This window comes from Erythrobacter sp. HKB08, assembly GCF_004114695.1.
In the GTDB taxonomy this organism is placed as follows: domain Bacteria; phylum Pseudomonadota; class Alphaproteobacteria; order Sphingomonadales; family Sphingomonadaceae; genus Parerythrobacter_A.
This window is the reverse complement of the sequence record NZ_CP035310.1, coordinates 2,524,596-2,546,271: the sequence shown is the minus strand read 5'-3', so window position 1 is coordinate 2,546,271 and position 21,676 is coordinate 2,524,596. Positions and strand designations below refer to the sequence as shown.

The 21,676-nt window shown below is 63.9% G+C and carries 17 protein-coding genes; 10 read left to right on the top strand and 7 right to left on the bottom strand.

Going from position 1 to position 21,676, the window contains the following annotated elements:
• Positions 1-23 precede the first annotated feature (23 nt).
• Both EO245_RS12270 and EO245_RS12265 read left to right on the top strand, forming a co-directional pair.
• Positions 24-1,211, top strand: coding sequence for an aromatic ring-hydroxylating dioxygenase subunit alpha (locus EO245_RS12270; RefSeq protein ID WP_128893200.1), 1,188 nt, complete (start codon positions 24-26; stop codon positions 1,209-1,211).
• On the top strand, positions 1,208-2,824 hold the full coding sequence (locus tag EO245_RS12265) for an NAD(P)/FAD-dependent oxidoreductase (RefSeq protein WP_128893199.1): 1,617 nt from the start codon (positions 1,208-1,210) through the stop codon (positions 2,822-2,824). Before EO245_RS12270 ends, EO245_RS12265 begins: the two co-directional genes overlap by 4 nt.
• Before the next feature lie 23 nt (positions 2,825-2,847).
• Here the strand turns inward: EO245_RS12265 and EO245_RS12260 are convergent, their stop codons facing one another.
• Genes EO245_RS12260 through EO245_RS12240 form a run of 5 tightly spaced genes read right to left on the bottom strand, consistent with a single transcriptional unit; the run spans position 2,848 to position 7,965 of the window.
• Positions 2,848-4,206 (bottom strand): mechanosensitive ion channel family protein, encoded by a 1,359-nt coding sequence (locus tag EO245_RS12260; RefSeq protein ID WP_164931325.1) that lies wholly within the window; start codon positions 4,204-4,206, stop codon positions 2,848-2,850.
• Between the two features lie 10 nt (positions 4,207-4,216).
• The gene (locus tag EO245_RS12255; protein ID WP_128893569.1) at positions 4,217-5,551 is read right to left on the bottom strand and encodes a serine hydrolase; all 1,335 of its coding nucleotides are present in this window, start codon (positions 5,549-5,551) and stop codon (positions 4,217-4,219) included.
• A 33-nt stretch (positions 5,552-5,584) separates the two neighbouring features.
• Positions 5,585-6,037, bottom strand: a complete 453-nt coding sequence (locus tag EO245_RS12250) for a hypothetical protein (protein ID WP_128893197.1) — start codon at positions 6,035-6,037, stop codon at positions 5,585-5,587.
• A gap of 2 nt (positions 6,038-6,039) precedes the next feature.
• Positions 6,040-6,423, bottom strand: a complete 384-nt coding sequence (locus EO245_RS12245; protein WP_128893196.1) for a hypothetical protein — start codon at positions 6,421-6,423, stop codon at positions 6,040-6,042.
• 51 nt (positions 6,424-6,474) lie between these two features.
• Entirely contained in the window at positions 6,475-7,965 is a 1,491-nt protein-coding gene (locus EO245_RS12240; RefSeq protein ID WP_128893195.1) for a hypothetical protein, read from the bottom strand.
• 141 nt (positions 7,966-8,106) lie between these two features.
• On the opposite strand from EO245_RS12240, the gene EO245_RS12235 reads away from it, so the two are divergent.
• The 6 genes from EO245_RS12235 (at position 8,107) to EO245_RS12210 (ending at position 15,135) form a co-directional block, all read left to right on the top strand.
• Positions 8,107-8,547 (top strand): hypothetical protein, encoded by a 441-nt coding sequence (locus EO245_RS12235; RefSeq protein WP_128893194.1) that lies wholly within the window; start codon positions 8,107-8,109, stop codon positions 8,545-8,547.
• Positions 8,548-8,693: 146 nt separating this feature from the next.
• Complete coding sequence (locus EO245_RS12230) at positions 8,694-9,998, top strand: acyl-CoA dehydrogenase family protein (protein WP_128893193.1); 1,305 nt, start codon at positions 8,694-8,696, stop codon at positions 9,996-9,998.
• Positions 9,995-11,521, top strand: coding sequence for an MFS transporter (locus tag EO245_RS12225; protein ID WP_128893192.1), 1,527 nt, complete (start codon positions 9,995-9,997; stop codon positions 11,519-11,521). Before EO245_RS12230 ends, EO245_RS12225 begins: the two co-directional genes overlap by 4 nt.
• Before the next feature lie 12 nt (positions 11,522-11,533).
• On the top strand, positions 11,534-12,745 hold the full coding sequence (locus EO245_RS12220; protein WP_128893191.1) for an acyl-CoA dehydrogenase family protein: 1,212 nt from the start codon (positions 11,534-11,536) through the stop codon (positions 12,743-12,745).
• Between the two features lie 15 nt (positions 12,746-12,760).
• Entirely contained in the window at positions 12,761-13,831 is a 1,071-nt protein-coding gene (locus EO245_RS12215; protein WP_128893190.1) for an acyl-CoA dehydrogenase family protein, read from the top strand.
• A 131-nt stretch (positions 13,832-13,962) separates the two neighbouring features.
• Entirely contained in the window at positions 13,963-15,135 is a 1,173-nt protein-coding gene (locus EO245_RS12210; protein ID WP_234026894.1) for an MFS transporter, read from the top strand.
• Position 15,136: 1 nt separating this feature from the next.
• Here EO245_RS12210 and EO245_RS12205 read toward each other — a convergent pair whose 3' ends face one another.
• Together EO245_RS12205 and EO245_RS12200 are read right to left on the bottom strand one after the other, a co-directional pair.
• Positions 15,137-16,372, bottom strand: a complete 1,236-nt coding sequence (locus EO245_RS12205; RefSeq protein WP_128893188.1) for a TetR/AcrR family transcriptional regulator — start codon at positions 16,370-16,372, stop codon at positions 15,137-15,139.
• A gap of 25 nt (positions 16,373-16,397) precedes the next feature.
• Positions 16,398-18,161: a class I adenylate-forming enzyme family protein gene (locus EO245_RS12200; protein ID WP_128893187.1), complete on the bottom strand. Its 1,764-nt coding sequence runs from the start codon at positions 18,159-18,161 to the stop codon at positions 16,398-16,400.
• A gap of 191 nt (positions 18,162-18,352) precedes the next feature.
• Here EO245_RS12200 and EO245_RS12195 point away from each other — a divergent pair, with 191 nt between their 5' ends.
• Together EO245_RS12195 and EO245_RS12190 are read left to right on the top strand one after the other, a co-directional pair.
• Positions 18,353-19,588 (top strand): serine hydrolase, encoded by a 1,236-nt coding sequence (locus EO245_RS12195; RefSeq protein WP_128893186.1) that lies wholly within the window; start codon positions 18,353-18,355, stop codon positions 19,586-19,588.
• A gap of 11 nt (positions 19,589-19,599) precedes the next feature.
• Entirely contained in the window at positions 19,600-21,636 is a 2,037-nt protein-coding gene (locus EO245_RS12190; protein WP_128893185.1) for a 3-hydroxyacyl-CoA dehydrogenase NAD-binding domain-containing protein, read from the top strand.
• Positions 21,637-21,676 lie beyond the last annotated feature (40 nt).

The window sequence follows — 21,676 nt, the reverse complement described above, 5'->3', positions numbered from 1 at the left end:
GACCGTATAGCAAGGAGCGCGCCGTGGCAACTCGCCCCCAAAGCAATGATAACTCTCAGCCCGATCCGCTCGATGGCTGGAGCCTGCCGGCCTGGACCTATTCCGACGAGGAGTTCTTCTCGGTCGAGAAGGAGCGCATTTTCGCGCCCAGCTGGCAGGTCGTCTGCCATGTCAGCGACATTCCGAACGCCGGGGACTGGCACACGCTCGACTACATCGGCGAGAGCGTAATCGTGGTGCGCGCCCGCGACGGGGCGCTCAATGCTTTCACCAATGTCTGCCGCCATCGCGGCTCGCGTATCGTCGATGGGGCAAGCGGCTGCGCGAAGAAGCTGGTCTGCCCCTATCACGCCTGGACCTACGAACTCGACGGAAGGCTCTCCGGCGTGCCCGACAGCGCCAGCTATCCCAAGCTCGACAAGAGCAAGGCCGGCTTGGCGCGAGTGGACCTCGAGGTGTGGAACGGCTTCATCTTCGTGCGCCTGAAGGACGACGGAGGCCCCTCGGTCGCGCAGATGATGGCCCCCTACCAAACCATGGTCGCGCCATATCGCTTCGCGGAACTGGAGGCGCTCGGCCGCGTCACCCTGCGCCCGCGCGCGGTCAACTGGAAGAACGTGGGCGACAACTACTCCGACGGCCTGCACATCCCCGTCGCCCATCCCGGCCTCACCCGCCTGTTCGGCAAGAGCTACGGCGTGGAGGCGGAGCCGCATGTCGACCGGATGTGGGGCGATTTGATGGACAAGGCGTCCGACAACTGGTCCGAGCGCCTGTACCAGCGCATCCTGCCCCCGGTGCCGCACCTGCCCGAGGATCGGCAGCGCCACTGGCTCTACTTCAAGCTTTGGCCCAATGTCGCGTTCGACATCTATCCCGACCAGGTCGATTTCATGCAGTGGCTGCCCGTCGGCCCGACCGAGTGCCTGATCCGCGAGATCAGCTACGTCCTGCCCGACGCCCCCGACTACGAATGGCGACGCGAAATGCGCGCCGCGCGCTATCTTAACTGGCGCATCAACCGGCAGGTCAATGCGGAGGATACCGCGCTGATCACCCGCGTACAGCAGGGCATGGAAAGCCGCAGCTTCTCAATCGGGCCGCTGTCCGACAAGGAAGTGTGCCTGAAGAATTTCTGCAAACGCGTGCGCGAACTCATTCCCGAGGCGCGCCTCGAACATCGACCCGCCGCCGGATGGAGCCGCGCATGAGCAAGCAATACGACGCCGTCATCATCGGTGCGGGCCACAACGGCCTCGTCTGTGCATTCTACCTCGCCCAGGCAGGCCTCAGCGTGCGCATTGTCGAGCGGCGCGATGTCGTCGGCGGTGCGGCGGTGACCGAGGAATTTCACCCCGGCTTCCGCAATTCAGTGGCGAGCTACACCGTCAGCCTGCTGCAGCCCAAGGTCATCGCCGACATGAAGCTGCACGATCACGGCTACCGCGTGATCGAACGGCCGATCTCGAACTTCCTGCCGCAGGAAGACGGCGGCTATCTCAAGCTCGGCGGCGGGCTCGATCGCACGCAAGCGGAGTTCCGCAAGTTCTCCGACCGTGATGCAGAGGTGCTGCCTGCCTATTACGACGCGCTGGAAGGTGTCGCCGAGGTGCTGCGCGACCTTGCGCTGAAGAGCCCGCCCAACGTCGGCGAGGGGCTGCGCACGCTGATCGCCGGGGCATCGCAGGGCTGGGGCATGGCGAAGCTGAGCCTCGAGGCGAAGCGCGACATCCTCGATCTCTTCACCAAGTCCGCCACCAGTTTCCTAGGCCAATGGTTCGAAAGCGAAGCGGTGAAGGCGGCCTTCGGCTTCGACGCGGTGGTCGGCAACTATGCTTCGCCCGATACGCCCGGCAGCGCCTATGTCCTGCTGCACCACGTCTTCGGGGAGGTGAACGGCAAGAAGGGCGCCTGGGGCCACAGCGTCGGCGGAATGGGTACGATCACGCAGATCATGGCCAAGGTCTGCGAGCAGGCGGGGGTCGAGATCAGCCTCGAAAGCCCCGTGTCGCAGGTACTGGTCGACGGCGACAAGGTGGCTGGCGTGAAGCTGGAGAGCGGCGAGGAAGTCGCTGCAAATCGCGTCATCGCCAATGTCGGGCCAAAACTGCTCTACGGAAAGATGCTCGACGAGAGCCACCAGCCGGAGGATTTCCGTCGCCGGATGCGCGGCTTCAAGGCGGGCGGCGGGACATTCCGCATGAATGTCGCGCTGAGCGAGCTGCCGCGCTTCACCGCGCTGCCCGAGCCGGGCGAGCACCACCAGAGCGGCATCATCATCGCCCCGACGCTGGACTATATGGACAAGGCCTTCCTCGACGCGAAGACGCATGGCTGGTCGAAGGCGCCGATCGTGGAAATGCTCATCCCGAGCACGGTGGACGACAGCCTCGCGCCCGAAGGCCAGCACGTCGCCAGCCTGTTCTGCCAGCAATTCGCGCCTGAACTGCCCGATGGCAGGAGCTGGGACGACGAGGAGAGCGCGGCGGCGGACACGATCATCGACACGGTCGAGAAACACGCGCCCGGTTTCCGAGCCTCGATCCTCGGAACCCAGATCCTCAGCCCGAAGGGGCTCTACGACAAGTTCGGGCTCGTCGGCGGCGATATCATGCATGGCCACATGAGCCTCGACCAGCTGTGGTCTGCTCGCCCTGTCCTCGGCCACGGCGCCTATCGCGGCCCGGTGAAGGGCCTCTACATGTGCGGCGCGGGCAACCACCCCGGCGGCGGCGTAACCGGCGCGCCGGGCCACAACTGCGCGCGCGAAGTGATTGCCGACGGCGGGAAGTTCGGGCGGTTCGTCACGAACGCCTCGAGCTGATCAAGCGACGCCGACGGACCGGCTCAGGCGGAGTTCTCGGGCGCGACTTTCAGATGCACGTCCTGTTGCGGGTAGGGCATCGATAGTCCTGCCTTGTCGAAGGCTTCCTTGACGCGCTGCGTCAGGTCGCACTTCACGTCCCAGTAGTCTTCGGCCTTGACCCAGGGCCGGCACACGAAATTGACCGAGCTCGCGGCAAGTTCGTTCGGGCGGATATCGGCCGGCGGGTCCGACAGGACCTTGGGGTGGGCCGCGACCTGCTCTGTCAGCACGTCGAGCACCTCCTGGATGGGATCGTCGTAGGATGCGCCGAAGACCAGGTCGACGCGCCGCGTCTCGCTGGCCGTCGCATTGACGATCACATTGCCCCAGACGTTCTTGTTGGGAACGACGATGATCCGGTTGTCGGGCGTCGCTACCGTCGTGCCGACCATGCTGACGTTCTTCACCGTCCCGCCGACACCGCCGACCTCGATGTAGTCTCCCTCGTCGAAAGGCTGGTTGATCATGATCATCAGCCCGCTGGCCAGGTTGCCGAGCGTGTCCTGGAACGCGAAGGCGAGGATGAAGGATGCGCCGCCGATAAGCGCGAACAGCGGCGTGATGTCGACATCGATCGAGGCGAGCACGATGATGATGCCGGCGAGGATGAACAGCCAGAAGAATGCGCCGACGATGAAGGCCTGCAGCAGCTTCGAGATGCGGGTGAAACGGCCGACCCACAGCTTCACGAAGCCGCGTGCGATCCGGGCCGCGAGGACGATCAGCGCGAGCGCCAGGAACGCGATGAAAATGCGTTGCAGCAGGGCGATCCCGCCATCCGGCCTTCCCAGCCATTCGATGAAGGAGCCGAACAGCGCCCTCGTACTGGCAAGCGCGGTTTCCTCGTAAAGGATGCCTTGCCGGTAGGAGCGCAGTTTCTGGACTAGCTCGGCGTCCCCTCCCTTGCGCTCGAGCGAGTCGATCACGAGCGTATATTTTTCAAGCAGGCGCGCACGTTGCTCGACAAGGCTGACGATCGCGCTGATCCGTTCAGGATCGTCGGGATTGGCGCTGCTCACCCGCTCCGCCTGGGCCCGTGCGATCGCTTCCGTCTTGTCGCGGACGAGCTCGAACCAGACTTCGCTGACTTGGGCCAGTTCATCAGTCGTCAACGGCACCAGCAGGTGAGACAGCTCGGCGACTGACGTGTCGGGAGAGCTTGCTAGTGCCACCAGTCCGGTTTCCGCCGGCTGGGCAGGGGCCTCTGCCTCGACGGCTTCAGGCCCCTGCTGTTCAGCCTCCGGCTCCTGTGCCTGCGCGGCGAACGCCAAGGCGAATGTCAGTAGAGCCGCCAGCCAGAATGCAGCCAGTCTCGTTACCGATATCGCCTGGTTCGCCACGAGGCCCGCCTCAATCCTTCGCCATCAGGTATTCGGCCACGGCCTGGTATGCCGGCAGCGAGGTCGGATCGATCCTGCCGTTCGCAGCCGTCGGGAAGGACGCGAAGCGGACGAGGACCATTTCCGCGGTCGGGTCGACGTAGATCGTCTGGCCGTGTACGCCGCGCGCCGCGTAGGCGCCGTGGTCGTTGTGGAACACCCACCACTGGCTCGTATAGCTGCCGTTCGGGATCGTCGGGAAACCGGCGAACTTCGACGGATCGCCGCCCTGCCGGATGCGCTGCGCGACTTCGGCGGGGAACAGGCGCTTGCCGTTGATCACGCCTTCGTCGAGCATCAGCTGGCCGAGCCGGCCGAGATCCCGCAGGCTGGCAGTCAGGCCGCCGCCCGCGAAAGGCACGCCCTTGCCGTCGACCGTCTGGTAGGCGGCCTGTTCTGCGCCCATCTTGGACCACAGCCGTTCGGATGCCAGCTCTGTCACCGACTTGCCGGTCACGCGGGTGATGATCCAGCCCAGCATGTCCGAATTGATCGTCTTGTAGTGGAATTCATCGCCATGCCGGCCCTCGGGCTGGACCTGCTGGAGATATTCCCAATAGCCGTTCGGCCCGGTGTAGCCTTCGGGCTTCGGAAGCGGGCTTGCCGCGCGCGAATAGACCCAGATGTCTGCGTTCGGATCAGCGTAGTTCTCCGAATATTTGACCCCGGTGGTCATATCCATCACTTCTCGCACCGTGGCCGAAGCGAAGGCGCTGCCTTCGATTTCCGGGATGATGTCGATCACGCGCGCCGTCTCGTCGAGGTCGCCCTCGGTGACGAGGATTTGCGCCAGCAGGCCGGTGAGCGATTTGGTCATCGACATCGCCGCGTGCTTGCCTTCCTCGGTCAGGCAGCCGGAGTACTTCTCGTACACCACGCGGCCCTTGTGCATGATCAGCAGCCCGTCGGTGTAGTTGGCGCCGAGCGATTCCTCCCAGGTCATCTGCGCGTCCGAGTTCATCGGCGTGAAGGTCAGCGCGTCGATTTCCTGCGCATACTCGCCGAGTTGATCGGGCGGCAGGTAGGAGAGGGGAACCGGCGCACCCAGCCCGCGACTGATTTCTTCCGTCGGGAGGAATTCGCGCAGGTGGCATACGCTCCACCTCAGCCGCGGAAAGCTGAAATAGACCGAGTCCGGCTGGGTGATGATCTTGTCCTCCGGCGGCGGCGAGCCGACCATCCAGCCCATGACGCGCGGATCGGATTCCTCGGCCGAGAGAGGCGCCTGGCGCTCCTGCGCATTCGCCGGAACGGAGACTGCGGCTGCAAGCGCCAGCGAGAGGGCAGCCGAAGACAATTTGGACATGAAGCGCATGAAGTTACTCCCTGTGTAAGGAAATCAGTCGTCGTCGTCGGTCACCGCCGCAATCACGCCGACCACGGCGGCACCGATGAGTACGCCCTTGAGGACGTCGGCCCCGTCGTTGTCCTGCCGCTTGTAGTAGCGACGCAGGTAGTCGTTGCGGTTCCAGTATCGCCCGTCGCGCCACCAGCGGCCGTTCCCGCGATAGAAGCGATCGTAATAATCCTCGCGGATTTCGCGGCTCACTTCGCGCCGGGCCTCGCGCCGCTCGCGCGCGACCTCGCGGTTCGCCCTGCGATATTCGCGTTCGACGCATTCGCGGTCGTCACAGCGCCGGATTCGGGCGTCCGCTTCGCGGCGTTCGCGATTGACCTCGCGATTGGCTTCGCGGATCTCGCGGCGCACTTCCCAGCTCTGCGCCTGGACTTCGGAAGGCATGCCGGTGAGGACTGTCGCTGCACCCAGCAGGACCAGGATCTTGCCATGCATGATCAATCCTCCTTCGCTGCGCCGCGGAACTTGTTGGTCCGGCTCTCATACTGGCGCAGTACCTCCGCGCAGTTCTCCTGCTCGATGGCGACACTCGTGCCGTAGCCGAATGCGGCGGAGAACAGGAAAGCGCGGTCGACGCCCAGCAGGCGGCTGATCGAGGCATGCACTTCCAGCACGTCGCGCTCGAACGCGACCTGCTGGTTCTCGGCCACGCAATTGCGGGAAAGGCCGGCGATATAGCCGAAGTTCTTCAGGCCGTTATCGACCTGCTCTTCCTCGCTCAGGGCTTCCTCGTCGTTTTCCTGAGCAACGACCGGGGTCAAACCGACGGCGCTTGCGGCCAGTGCGCCAGCGGCCAGAGAGCGGATTACAAGCTTTTTCATCACTTCGACTCCTTGCATTTGAACTGTGTCCACGAGGCCCGTCGGGCCGGCTCAGAAATTCATGACGACGTTAACGAATCCTCCGGTCCAGGCCGGCGCATCGCCGCCGAAGGCGTTTTCGATCCCCTTGCCGGGTACCGAGATGCTGAAGCCGCCGGTCAGGAAGATGTTGGGGGTGAGGACGCGGGTGTATTCGACGAAGAAATCGTCGGCGAGGTGGTTCGCCGTGACCCCGGAAATAACGCTGCCCAGGTCGTCCGAGATTTCCAGGCGCGTCGCCTGCCCGAACTGGATCGGGCTGCGCAGCTCGTTCACCCGGATATGCGCGGCCCTGAAAGTCAGGAAGTCGCGCGGGCTCGGCATCGTGCGCAGGGTCAGCTGGTGCGACTGGACGTTCGAGTTGATGAAGACCAGCGCGGCTTTCGAACCGGTGGCCCAGCTTGCCGGAGAGCCTTCGTAGTGCAGCGGGTCGAAACGCTCGAGTTCCGGCGTATCGGGATCGTCGCCTGAGAAGGTCTGGTAGGAATAGAACAGGTCCGGGCGCCAGGGCTTGTCGTTCCACGCGTGGCCGACCTTGAGGCGCCCGCCCCAGGCATCGAGGTCGAGCCGGCCGTTCCACTGATAGGCCCCGTCGAGGCCGATATAGAATCCGGGTGCTGCCTCCCTTGCCGGATGGATCAGGCTGTAGAACGAAATGGCGTTCAGGCCGTCGCGACCTCCATCGAGGAAGTTGGGCGGGCCGATACCGCCGGGCGCGGCCTGCGGATAGGGTGCGCCCGACTGGAGCACGTTGACGTAGGAAACCCCGACGAAATCGCCTCGTCCCAAATCGTAGCGGATGTCACCGCCCACGCTCTGTGTCTTGGTGTCGTTCGATGCGAGCTCGTTGGGATCGATGAAGAATGCGGTGGTGGTCAGGCCCTGCTTGCGGAACCGGGCGATAATGGTCCGCTCCCACGCCTTGCGCGGCCCCAGCTTGACCGCGCCGCGCTCGAAACCGTTGGATGCGCCGTTGGAAACCAGCATCCCTGTGCCGAGCTTCAGTTCCTGCGCGCCGATGGAGAGGTCGAACTGGCCCGTTTCGATCGAACCGGTGCGAATGCCGAGATAGGCTTCTTCCATCGTGACCCGGCCGGTGTCCGACTTGTCGAAGGCATCGGTGCCGAGAGTGGCGGAAGCGACTACGGAAAAGCCGCCGTAGAGCTCGCTGTCGCCGCCAAGATTGTGGGTCAGTTCGACGCCCGGCTTCGCATAGAATTCCAGCCACTGAGTATCGGAATCGAAATTGGCCGAAGGCGCGAAGCGGTCGGCGAGGTTCCAATAGAGGTTCTCCTCGGCGACAGCGTTGATGCCGCCTTCGAGAGTGAACTTGATCTGGGTGTCGCTGGTTTCCTGGTCTGCGCCCTGCGTGGCGGGTTCCTCTTGGGCGAAGGCTGCGGGAGCAGTGATGATCGAAGCGGCTAGTAGCCCTGCCGCAAGCGGTACGCCTCGTAACAGGCGAATGCCGCCAGCTTTTGCCGACAAGACAGCTTCCAACTGCATAAAGCCAACTCCCCAATAGGTGGAATCAGCGACCCGTTTCCTCACTGATTGCTGGCGCTTGCAGTTTTGGCCATAGTGCGATTACCCAAAATGGGCATCGCGCTGAGAGCGCTAACATCCAGTTGGAAAAAGGACGTCGCCGTGAACATCGCCGAAGAGCATTTCTCCATCCTGTGGCCCCGCCATGTCGAAGGCATGATCGCCCTCCTGAGCGAACTGAGGGAAGCCTTCGACGGGGACCTCGATTCCACCCTGATCCTCGCGGTCGTCGGGGCGGCGATCCTCCCCAAGGACCAGCTGCCATACTCCTTCAGCTACTCGGAGTTGCTCAAGCGGCGCGACATCGATTTCCGGAAGCCGCTGAACACCCTCTCCATTGCCCAGGTGACCGGCATTCCGCGCGAGACGGTGCGCCGCAAGATTGCCAAGATGGAAGCGAAGAAGTGGATCGCGCGTGACGAAAACGGCCACTGGAAGATGGGCGAACGAGGGGCAGAGGACCTGCGCCCGATGACCGAATTGTCGATGAAATACATCTCCAGCATCGCCGAGGGTATCAATCTGGCGAGAGCGGGCAGCTAGCCCGCATCCTTGCGCTAACGGCAAAACCAAAGGCGTCGTGACTGGTGGCGCGGCATCGGCGCAACCGACCTGACCTCTCCATCTTCTTGCCCTCTTTCGAAAGACGGGTATGCTCGGCTCAAAAGTGCCGCGAAGGGAGAGAGTCGATGGCATGGGATTTCGAAACCGATCCCGAGTTTCAGGAGAAGCTCGACTGGATGGAAGGCTTCGTGCGCGAGAAGGTCGAGCCGCTCGGCATGCTCGGCATTCACCCCTACGATGTGAAGAATCCGCGGCGAAACGCGCTTGTCCGCCCTTTGCAGGAGGAGGTTAAGGCCAAGGGCCTGTGGGCCTGCCACCTCGGTCCGGAGCTGGGCGGGCAGGGCTACGGCCAGGTCAAGCTGGGGCTGATGAACGAGATTCTCGGCGGCGCGACCTTCGCCCCGATCGTGTTCGGTTGCCAGGCGCCCGATACCGGAAATGCGGAGATCATCGCGCACTATGGCACTCCCGAACAGAAGGAGCGGTATCTAAAGCCGCTGCTCGACAACGAGATCGTTTCCGCCTTTTCCATGACCGAGCCGCAAGGCGGCTCCGACCCGACCAATTTCGTCACCAGAGCAGAGCTCGACGGCAATCACTGGAAGATCAATGGCGAGAAGTGGTTCTCGACCAATGGCAAATGGGCCGACTTCCTGATCGTGATGGCGGTCACCGATCCCGAGGCGCAGCGTCACCAGCGGATGAGCATGTTCATCGTGCCGGTCGATACGCCCGGTGTCGAAATCATCCGCAATGTCGGCGTCTACGGGCAGGAAAGCGGCTCGGAGAGCTACGTTCGCTATACCGACGTGCGCGTTCCGGCCGATCACCTGCTGGGCGAACAGGGCGGTGCCTTCGCGATTTCGCAGACCCGGCTCGGCGGTGGGCGGGTACATCACGCGATGCGCACGGTCGGCAGCTGCAAGCGCCTGCTCGACGCGATGAGCCGGCGTGCCGTCAGCCGCAAGACGCGGACCGGGGCGATCAGCGACTACCAGGCGGTGCAGATGCAGATCGCCGACAGCTATATCGAGCTCGAGCAATTCAAGCTCTTCGTCCTCAAGACCGCCTGGATGATCGACAAGTACCAGGATTACCGGAAGGTCCGGAAGGATATCGCCGCGATCAAGGCGCTGATGCCGAAGGTCTATCACGACATCGCCTCGCGCTGCATCCACATCCATGGCTCGCTCGGGGTCTCGAACGAGATGCCATTCGTCGGTAACCTGATCGCTTCGATGGTCATGGGTATCGCCGACGGACCGACCGAGGTGCACAAGGTCACCGTCGCGAAGCAGCACCTGCGGGCATACCGCGAGGTCGACGACCCCATGTTCCCAGAATACTCGCTGCTCCATCGCCGCGATGCAGCCCGGGCGATGTACGATCCGGTTGAGGAAATTGCCGACGCGGCGGAGGCTGCCGCATGAGCGGTGAAGCAGCCGTCGCCGACGGCGGATCGCAGGCGCAATCGGGGATTCCGCCGCTAAGGACCGGGACGAAAGTCAGCTACGGCTTCGGCGCGATGGCCAATGGCATCAAGAGCGCGGCTTTCTCGAGCTACCTTTTGCTCTATTTCAACCAGGTCGTCGGCGTTCCTGCAGCAATCGTCGGGACCGCGCTGGCCATGACGCTGCTGGTCGATGCGATCGTCGACCCGTTCCTCGGCCGCTGGGCCGATGTGACGCGCTCGCGCTGGGGCAGGCGCCATCCCTTCATGCTCGCCGCGGCCGTGCCGACCACGATCTTCTTCTTCCTGACATGGTTTCCGCCCGACGGGTTGAGCCATGTGCAGCTGGGCTTGTGGATCTTCGCTTTCGCGGCGGCAACGCGGGCCGCGATCAGCGCATTCGAGATCAACGCCTCGGCAATGGCGCCCGAACTGACCGACGTTTACGCGGAGCGGACCAAGCTGTTCTCGCTGCGCTACTGGTTCGGCTACGCAGGCGCCTTCGGCTTCACCTCCTTCTCGCTCGCCTTCATCTTCATCGAGAGCGAGGAATATCCGCGCGGTCAGCTGAACCCGGAAAGTTACGTAAATTTCGCAACGCTCGGCGCGATCCTGATCTTTATCGCCATTCTGGTCTGCGCTTTCGGCACCAAGAGCCGCATCCCCTACATGCGGCAGGCCGACGCAGCGACGGACGGGCCGAAGATGACCATGATGGGTCATTTAAAAGAGATGTTCGCGGCATTCGGCAATCGCGGGTTCCTCGCGATCTTCGGCTTCGGCGTGTTCAAATATACCGCCATCGGGCTTTACAGCGCGACGACACTCTATTTCGGGACCTATCTCTTCCAGCTCAACACGACGCAGCTTGCCTTGCTCACGCTCGACAGCTTCGTCGCGGCGACGCTGGCAGCGCCGCTCGCGCCGCGCTTTTCCAACTGGCTCGGCAAGCGCAAGAGTTCGATGATCTTTGCGGTCCTCGGCGTCTCGATCGGCCTCACCCCGCTGCTGCTCAGCCTGTTCGACATGTTCTTCGTGCCGGGCGACAAGCTGCTGGTGCCGACTCTGTTCGTCATCGGCGCGGTTTACGGTGCGATGGTCGCGATCTCGCTGATCAATACCAGCTCCATGCTCGCCGACGTGGTCGAAGACAGCGCGGTCGAAACGGGGCGGCATACGGCAGGCACGTTCTTTTCCGCTTCGAGCTTCATGCAGCAATGCTCCAACGCGCTCGGCCTGTTCGTGGCCGGGCAGGTCCTGGCGCTATCGCAGTTTCCGGAAAAGGCGGACCCGGCGACCATTTCCGAAGACGTGGTCGACAGCCTGCTGATCCATTACATACCGACCTCGATCACACTCTGGACGGTCGGCGCGCTGATCCTGCTGTTCTATCCGATCACGCGCGAACGGCACGAGAGAAACATCGAAATCTTGCGGGCCCGGGAGGCCGAAGCCCGCGAGCAACAGCAACGCGACGCACCGCTCGGCGGGCCCGCGCGATAAGAGGAGAGAGCCTTGGCTACCCAAGCAGAGATCGACACGCAGAGCGAGGAGGCTGCCTTCCGCGAGGAGGTGAAGCAGTTCCTCGCCGAAAACTTCCCGCCCGAACTGAAAGGCAAGAGCAATGCGCTCGCCAGCGTGGAAGGCCCGACCAACGAAAACGACGCGCAAGCCAAGTGGCGCAAGGCGATGGGCAGCCGCGGATGGGGCACGCCGACCTGGCCGAAGGAATACGGCGGTGGCGGCCTGTCGCGCAAACAGGCGCGCATCCTCAACGAGGAAATGGCGAAGGTCGGCGCATTCAACCCGATCGGCGGCATGGGCGTGATGATGTTCGGCCCCACGCTGCTCGAATACGGCAGCGAGGAGCAGAAGAAGGAGCATATCCCGCCGATCTGCCGCGGCGAGATCCGCTGGTGCCAGGGCTATTCGGAACCCAATGCCGGCTCCGACCTTGCGAACCTCCAGACCATGGCCGAGGACAAGGGCGACCACTACCTCGTCAACGGGCAGAAGACCTGGACGAGCGGCGGGCAATGGGCGGACAAGTGCTTCTGCCTCGTGCGCACCGACCGCAGCGACAAGCACAAGGGCATCAGCTTCCTGCTGATCGACATGGATACGCCCGGCGTCGAAGTGCGCCCGATCCAGATGATCAGCGGCATGAGCCCGTTCTGCGAGACCTTCTTCACCGACGTGAAGGTGCCGAAGGAGAACCTCGTCGGCGAAGAAGGGCAGGGCTGGACCATCGGCAAGCGCCTGCTCCAGCACGAGCGGACCAACCTGTCGGGTGGCGGAGCCATGGCGCGCCTGATGGGGGCGAGCATGTCCGACATCGCGAAGAAGCACCTCGAGGTGGGCGAGGATGGCGAGCTGGCCGACAAGGTGATGCGCGACCGGATCGCGGACTTCGAAATCCGCTGGAACTCCTTCCTCCTCACCGCGCGCCGCGCGACCGAGGAATCGAAGGCGGCTGGCGGCGTGTCCGATATCGCCTCGGTGCTCAAGAAACTCGGCACGAAGCTCGGCCAGGAGAGGGCCGAGATGCTGATCGAGATCATGGGCTACCAGGCGCTCGGCTGGGAGGGCGAGGGCTTCTCCGATGCAGAGCTTGCGGGCACGCGTGGCTGGCTCTTCGGCAAGGCGACCACGATCTACGGCGGCTCGACCGAAATCCAGAACAACATCATCGCCAAGCGCGTGCTTGGCATGCTCGACCACCAGTAAGAGGGAGCGCGAACAATGGCAGTTCTCACTGAAGAACAGGAAATGCTGCGCGACATGGCGCGCGACTGGGCGAGCAATGAAAGCCCGGTCACCGAATTCCGCAAGGTCCGCGCGAGCGGCGATCCGAAAGCCTATGACGAGGGCGCATACGGCAAGATGGCCGATATGGGCTGGACCGGCGTCATCGTGCCCGAAGAGCACGGCGGTTCCGACTTCGGCTGGCTTTCGGCCGGCCTCGTCGTCGAGGAGCTGGGCAAGACGCTGACGGCAAGCCCGCTGGTCGCGACGACCGTCGCGGCATCCGCCATCATTCTCGGCGGCAGCGATGAGCAGAAGGCGAAGTACCTGCCCAGGCTTGCAAGCGGCGAGATGGTCGCGACGCTGGCGGTCGACGAAGGGCCGCGCCATGCGCCCGAGACAATCGAAACCAGCGTGAGCGGCGGCAAGCTGAGCGGCACAAAGGCCTTCGTTCACGAAGCGCACGGGGCCGACCTGTTCGTCGTCGCGGCGAAGGACGGGCTCTATCTGGTCGAGAAGGGCGAGGGCGTGTCGCTTTCGACCCGCAAGATGACCGACCAGCGCAGCCATGCCGAAGTCACGTTCGAAGGTGCCGGTGCCGACAAGCTCGAAGGCGGCGGGGACGGCCTGCTCGAAGACGTTCTCGACCGTGCGCGTATCCTGACGGCGGCCGAGATGCTCGGCATGGCGCAGGCCGTGTTCGACACAACGCTCGACTACCTGAAGCAGCGCGTGCAGTTCAACCAGGTGCTGGCGACGTTCCAGGCGCTCCAGCACCGTATGGCGGACCTGTTCGGCGACCTTGCGATGATGCGCTCGGCAGTCGAAGGTGGACTGCAGGCACTCGACAGCGGCTTCGGGGTTGCGCGTGCCGCCTCCATCGCCAAGGCGGAAGCGAACCGGGTGCTCCACACCATGAGCCGCGAGGGTATCCAGCTGCATGGCGGGATCGGGATGACCGACGAATATGACGTCGGCTTCTATCTCAAGCGCGCACGCATCCTCGAGAATGCGTGGGGCAGCACCTCATACCTGCGCGACCGCTTCGCGCGCATCGGTGGCTATTGAGTTCGGGCGAGCCCGGACAAGGCGAAACGGCAGCCAGCGCCCAGCAACGGGCGCTGGCTGACCACGCGCGTTTCGTAGAAGAAAACCTGCCGCGCAATTTTCGCGCGAATTTCATTCACGGCGTGCTCGGCATGACGGGCTTCCGCCTCATCTATGCCCCGACGATCATCCCGGCCTACCTGCTGCTCCTGACGGGTAGCACGGCGGCTGTCGGCGTCGGCGCCGCGCTGCTCCAGCTTGGCGCGACCATCAGCCCGATCGCGAGCGGCGCGCGGATCGAGCATCGCAGCCATATCCTTCCTTACGCGATCCGCGTCGGCTCTCTGATGCGGCTGATGATCCTCGGCCTCGCGCTCGCCGGCTGGTTCCTGACCGGCAATGCGCTGCTCTACGCGATCTTCGCATGCTTCCTGCTGCTCGGTTTCTTTACCGGCGCCCAGCGCGTCGCTTTCCAGATGCTGATCAGCAAGCTCATCCCGATCGCCAAGCGCGGGCGATTGCAGGGCTATCGCAATTTCGCCGGAGGGCTGATTGCCGCGATCCTCGCCTGGGTCGCGGGTAATTACTTCATTGCCGACGACTGGCTGGGCAATGGCTATTCGACGACCTTCCTCTTCGCCTTCGTCCTGACGAGTGCGGGACTGGTCGTCCTGAAAACGATGATCCGCGAGCCTGCCGCACCCGTATCGCGCCCGCAGATGCCGTTCCTCGAGCGCGTGAAGCAATTCCCGCAGCTTATCGAGGACAAGGATTTCGCCAATTTCCTGGTAGTGCAAAGCTTCGCGAGCATCGCCCGCGTCGCGGCGCCGTTCTGGACGGTCTATGCCGGATCGCTTCTCGGACTGGACGGCGCGCTGATCGGCGGGCTGAGCTTCGTCTTCCTCGCCTCGGACACCTTCTCGAACATCTTCTGGGGGCCGATGGGCGACCGGCTGGGCTTCAAGATCGTCTATGTCCTGTCGCTTACCAGCACGATCATCGGCGTGCTTCTCCTCCTGTTCGGGACCAGCGCGCTGCCAGTCTATCTCGCCTTCATCTTCATGGGCGTGGGCGTATCGGGCTGGATGCTGGCATCGACGACCATGGTGCTCGAATTCGGGGAGCAGGAGGATACGCCGATGCGGCTTGCCTTCGTGACCACGGTCGAGGGCGCGATCGCGGCGAGCGGGCCGATCCTCGTCGGCGTGCTGATTGCGGCCTACGGTTTCGTGCCGCTGTTCTCCATCGCGCTCGTCTCGCTCGTTGCGGCGCTCGCGGTGCTGGTGTTCCGGGTGCGCGAGCCGCGCCACTACATCCGGCTGTAGGTCAGATCTTTTCCGGGTCCGCCAACAGCCCGCGCGACAGGGTCGAGACGTATGTGCGGATGGCGATCTCGGGGTCGTCGAACCGTTCGGCCCAGCGGCGCGCCTCGTAGGCGCTGTTGAGCGTCGACATGATCACTTGGCTGGCGATCAGCGGGTCGATCGGCCGGACCGAGCCGTCCGCCACCCCGTCGATCAGCATTCCTGCAAAACGCCGCGCGAGGCGGTTCGAGCGCGTGACCACGTCGTCCTTGTGCTCCGCCTCGAGGGCCTGGAGCGCGGTGGTGCGCAGCAGCGGCGTCGCATCGTGGAATTGCAGGTCGACGAGTTCATGCAGGACACTCGTCAGCCGGGTCCAGTAGTCGGCATCGAGGTCGCGGCCGACGATCTGGACTTGCGAGAGGCGGTCGTAGCTGTGCTCGAAACAGGCGAGCACCAGATCGTCCTTCGCCTCGTGGTGGTGGTAGAAGCTGCCCTTGGTCACGTTGAGCGACTTCGCGATCCGGTTGACCGATGCGCCGCGATAGCCGCGCTGGTTGATCATCACCGTCGCAGCCCGCAGGAATGCGCTGTTCTGGCCGGGGTTGAGCTCCTCGCTCGTGCGCCAGTCGCCCGAAAGTTCGCGCGGCTCCCACGCTCCGGCGCTGGCCGGCAGGCCGTAGGCGAGAATGTCGAACATGCGCTCTTCGATCCGGGCGAAGTCGCGCGTCGAGTAGCGCAGCGACCAGACCGGCCACCACATGATCGCTTCCATCAGAACGTGGGCCCGCGCCAGATAGAGGGCGCGGATTTCCGCGTCGTCGGAATCGCCGAAGAAGCTGCCGATCGTCTCGACGACCGTGCGGTAGTGGGAGAGCAGCGGCGCCTGCTTTTCCGGATCGAGCGAGCGGATTTCCGACAGGGCGGTGATCAACCCGCGCTCGCCCGAGCGGATGCGGTGGCGCAGCGCGATATGTTCGGCGAGGAAGCGCCGAAGCCGTGCGGCAGGATCCTTCTCGGCGAGGGCATCGCGCGCGATCCGCTCCATCAGCGAGAGCGTTTCTTCGTACACCGCGACGACAAGCTGTTCCTTGCGCGCGAAGTAATAGGTGATGCTGGTCGCGTTCAGCCCGATCGCGCGGGCGACTTCCGACAGGGTGGTGGCCTGGACCCCGACTTCGTTGATCAGGGCGGAGGCGGCATGGATGATCGCGTCGCGGCGTTCGCCGAAGCGTTTCGTCTCTGCGCTCTTGCCGGCCATCCAGTCCCTCCGGCCGCGCCTTCGCTCAAAAGAGCGTGGCGAGGTCTTTCTTCAATATCTTCCCGTTGGCGTTTCGGGGCAGGGTCTCCTTCGTGAAGACGATGCGTTCCGGTACCTTGAACTTTGCGAGCCGCTCGGCAACCCAGGCGCGCAATTCTTCCTCACTTGCGTTCTCTCCGGGCGCGAGATGCACCACCGCTGCGGGCACTTCGCCAAGCTGGGTATGCGGCAACCCGATCAGCGCCGCATCGGTGACTGCGGGGTGATCGTAGAGGACGTTCTCGACTTCCGAGGAATAGATGTTCTCGCCGCCGCGGATGATCATGTCCTTGGCGCGGTCGACGATATAGCAGAAGCCTTCCTCGTCGAGCCGGGCGAGGTCGCCGGTCTTCACCCAGCCATCGACGAAGGTCGCCTCGGTCGCTTCCGGGTTGTTCCAGTAACCTTTGACGACCATCGGGCCGCGCGCCCAGAGCTCGCCGACTTCACCGACGGGAAGCTCCTCGGTGCCGTCTTCGTTCATGATCTTGAGGTCGGCGACGGCGACCGGCGGGCCGCAGCTGTCGGGGCGGTTGAGATAGTCCTCGCTCGAATGGCCCGTCACCGTCGCCATGGTTTCGGTCATGCCCCAGCCGTTGCCGGGCAGCGCGCCGAAGATGTCGCGGATCTTGCGCACGAGGTCAGGTGCACTCGGCGCCCCGCCATAGGCGATCGCCTCTAGGCTCGAGAGGTCGTAATTCTTGCGTTCCGGGTGCTCGATCAGCTGCCACGCGATGGTCGGGACGCCGCCTGTCACATTGATCTTCTCGCGCTCGATGATCTCGAAAGCGCGCAGCGGGTCCCACTTGTGCATGAAGACGAGCTTGTTGCCCGCTGCGATGTTGCCCATTAGCCCGGCGGAGCAGGCAGTGACGTGGAACAGCGGGATAACGGTGAGGCCGGCCTTGGGTTGCGGCTCGGGAATTTCCTCGCCGCGCCGAAGAACCGCGCAGGCGGCGTTGTAGCCGCTCGACAGGATATTGGTGCACAGGTTGCGGTGCGTCCCCAGCGCGCCCTTCGGATTGCCGGTCGTGCCGCTGGTGTAGAAGATGGTGGCATCGTCATCGGGGGCGATTTCGACCTCGGGCAAGTCGCTTTCCGGCAGGCTCCCGAAATCGCCCGGCGCGCCGATAATGTCTTCGAGCCGCTCGGCCCTTTCGAGTGCTTCGGGAGCGCGCGAGACGAAGACGGTCTCGAGGGCAGGGCATTCTCCGCGATGTGGGGAAATGCGCTCCCACCGTTCGTGGTCGCAGATCAGCAGTTTGGTGCCGGAATTCGAAAGTCCATAGGCGAGCTCCGGCCCGGTCCACCACGCATTGAGCGGAACGCAGATCGCTCCGATAGTGGTCGCCGCGAAGAATGCGACCGGCCATTCGGGCAGGTTGCGCATGGCAAGCGCAACCCGGTCGCCCTTCGCGATGCCGCGCGCCTGCAACTCCTTCGCGAGCGCTGCGACCGCCCGGAACCAGCCGTCGTATGTGACACGCTCGTCTTCGTAGACGAGGAACTCGCGCGGGCCGTACATCCGCCCGACCATGGCGAGTGCGCGCAGGTTCGGCGGGGCGTTCTTCCAGACGCGCGTCGGCACGCCGCGGATGTCGACCGTTTCCATTTCGAAGCGCTGGCCCGGTGCGGTCAGGCGGTCCCTGCATTCGTCCCGGCTGATTGCCGGCCAGCCATCCGGCGCGGTCCAGCCGATCGCCGACGCAAGCGACGTTTCACCCTTCGATGCGGTTGCGGCATCGCCCATGCACAGTCATCCTCTTCCCTTGTCCGCCTGACGCGAATCTTGTCTCGGAGACTATGCGGCACGCAAGCCGGAGGCAAGCGTGTCTGCGAGAATCTGAAAGACAGGTATGAGGGTTTGCACGGGCGCAAAATTGTATATCAAGGCGCTTCAGAAAACGAAGTATGCCGCGGTCAACGGGGTAGGGAGAGAGAATGTTCGAACTGGCAGATGCAGGCGACCTGGGTTTCGATAGCGAACGGCTCGGGCGAATTGCCCCCTTCCTCGCCGAGACATATATCGACAGCGGCCGCCTCCCGAATGCGCAGCTGGTGGTCTGCCGTGACGGCAAGCCGGTGCATTACACCAAGCTCGGCAAGATGGGCGACGATGGCCGCGAGCTGACCGACGATGCGCTGTTCCGCATCGCCAGCATGACCAAGCCGGTGACCTCGGTCGCCTTCATGCAGCTGGTCGAGCAGTGCAAGGTCGCGCTGGAAGAGCCGGTCACCAAGGTCTTTCCCGAATTCGCCGACCTCAAGGTCTATGCCGGCGGCGGCGGTTCGATTCCCTTCGCTCCGGGAGCGCCTGCGCATCCGATCCGCTTCGTCGACCTGCTGACGCATATGTCGGGCCTCACCTACGGCCTGCAGAACCGCAACAACATTGATGCGGTCTACCGCGAGTTCAATTTCGACTTCGCGCGCGACCATCTCGATTCCGACGAATTCGTGGCCAAGCTGTCGAAGCTGCCGCTCGAATTCGCACCGGGGCAGGGGTGGAACTACTCGGTCTCGACCGACGTCCTCGGCATCGCGGTGGAGCGGATCAGCGGGATGCGGCTCGGCGAGTATTTCGAGAAGCACATCTTCGATCCGCTTGGCATGAAGGATACGCGCTTCGGTGTCGCGGAGGGGCAATCGCACCGCCTCGTCGATGCCTATGCCTATCGTCCGGGCGATGCGCCGCGCATGATCAATGCGGGCGCGACGAGCAAGCTGAACCAGCCGGGCACGTTCGACAGCGGTGGCGGCGGGCTCGTCGGCACGATTGCAGATTACGACCGCTTCACGAGCATGCTGCTGAACGGCGGCGAGCTCGACGGTGCACGCATCCTCAGCCCCAAGACGGTTCGCCTGATGCGGACCAACCACCTGCCCGACAATCGCGACCTGACCGAAATGTCGAGCAGCCTGTTTTCCGAGGCCAACAATGCCGGGACCGGTTTCGGCCTCGGCTTTGCCATGGTCATCGATCCGGCGAAGACGCTGATGCCTTCGAGCATGGGCGAGTTCTACTGGGGCGGTGCCTATTCGACCGCCTTCTTCGTCGATCCTCTCGAGCGGATCACCATGACCTTCATGACGCAGGTCTATCCGTCCTCGACCTATCCCATCCGCCGACAGCTCAAGACGCTGATCTATTCGGCCCTCACAGACAGCTACGCCTGAAGGAGCAAACCATGACCTCCCCCATTCGCACCGAGCGCCACGACAACGTGCTGGTGATCATTTCCGACAATCCGCCGGTCAACGCACTCGGCCAGGCCGTGCGGCAGGGTCTTGCCGACGGTATCGAAGAAGCGCTTGGCGACGACAGCGTGGAAGCCGTCGTCATTCGCTGCGACGGACGCACCTTCTTCGCAGGTGCCGACATCACCGAATTCGGCAAGCCGCCGCAGGGCCCGAGCCTGCCCGAAGCGCTCGACAAGATGGAAGCGAGCGACAAGCCGGTCGTCGCCGCGATCCACGGGACCGCGCTCGGCGGCGGGTGCGAAGTCGCGCTTGCCTGCCACTACCGCGTCGCCGTGCCGAGCGCGAAGCTGGGCCTGCCCGAAGTCAAGCTCGGCCTGATCCCGGGCGCCGCAGGTACGCAGCGCCTCCCGCGCCTTGTTGGTGCCGAGGCCGCTCTACCGCTCGTCGCGGTCGGCAACCCGATCCCTGCGAGCAAGGCCAAGGCCATCGGGCTGGTCGATGAAATCGTCGGCGAAGACAGCCTCGAAGCGGACGCGATTGCCTTCGCCAAGTCGAAGATCGGCCAGCCGGTCCCGCGTGCATCGGAAGGAACGGCCAACCAGGACGGTGTGAAGAACCCCGGACTGTTCGACGAATTTCGCGCCAAGCACGGCCGCCGGATGCGCGGTTTCGACGCGCCCAATGCGGCGATCGAATCCGTCAAGGCGGCTGGCGAACTGCCTTACGCCGAAGGCGTGAAGCGCGAGCGCGAGCTATTCCTGAAGCTGATGGAAGGCACGCAGTCAAAGGCCATGCGCCACTACTTCTTCGCCGAACGCGCGGCGAACAAGATCGACGATGTGCCCGCCGATACGCCGCTCATCCCGATCAAGAAGGTCGGCATCATCGGTGCAGGCACCATGGGTGGCGGGATCGCGATGAACTTCCTGTCTGCCGGCATCCCGGTGACCATCCTCGAAATGAAGCAGGAAGCGCTCGATCGCGGCACCGGCGTCATGCGCAAGAATTACGAGCGCACGGCGAAGAAGGGCCGGATGAGCATGGAGCAGGTCGACCAGGCGATGGGCCTGCTGACCCCGACGCTCGACTATGCCGACCTTGCCGACTGCGATCTCGTGATCGAGGCCGTGTACGAGAACATGGACGTGAAGAAGCAGGTCTTCGCCACGCTGGACGAGACGGTGAAGGACGGCGCGATCCTCGCGTCGAACACCAGCTATCTCGATATCGACGAGATCGCCACGGCGACCAAGCGGCCTGGCTATGTCGTCGGCATGCACTTCTTCTCGCCGGCGAACGTCATGAAGCTGCTGGAAGTCGTGCGCGGTGCAAAAACGCGTGACGATGTCCTCGCGACGGTGATGAAGCTGTCCAAGAAAATCGGCAAGGTCGCGGCCGTTTCGGGCGTCTGCCCGGGCTTCATCGGCAACCGCATGCTGTCCAAGCGGCAGGAGCAGGCCAATGCGCTGATCATGGAAGGCGCGAATTACTGGGACGTCGACGACGTGCTGCTTGAGTTCGGCTTCCCGATGGGGCCGTTCCAGATGGCCGATCTCGCCGGGATCGACATCGGTTGGCACCGCGACCCGAGCAAGGTGACCACCGTGCGCGAGGCGCTGTGTGCGGCCGAGAGGTTCGGCCAGAAGAACGGCAAGGGCTTCTACGACTACGATGAAGCGCGCAATCGCACGCCGTCGGACGAGGTGAAGCAGATCATCGCCGACTTCGCCGCGAAGGAGGGCAAGACGCCGCGCGAAATCTCGAAGGACGAAATCCGCGAGCGCCTGCTCTACCCGATGGTCAACGAGGGCGCGAAAATCCTCGACGAGGGCATGGCCCAGCGCGCGAGCGATATCGATGTCGTGTGGATCAACGGCTACGGCTGGCCGCTCTATACCGGCGGACCGATGTTCTGGGCCGATACGATCGGACTGGACACTGTGGTCGAGGGGCTCGAAAAGCACGGGCTCGAGGTGAGCGATTACCTGCGCCGCAAGGCCGATGCCGGCGAGACGTTCAACTGACGAACGGCCTGAGCCGACGAAGCTGAAGGATTGGGCGGGC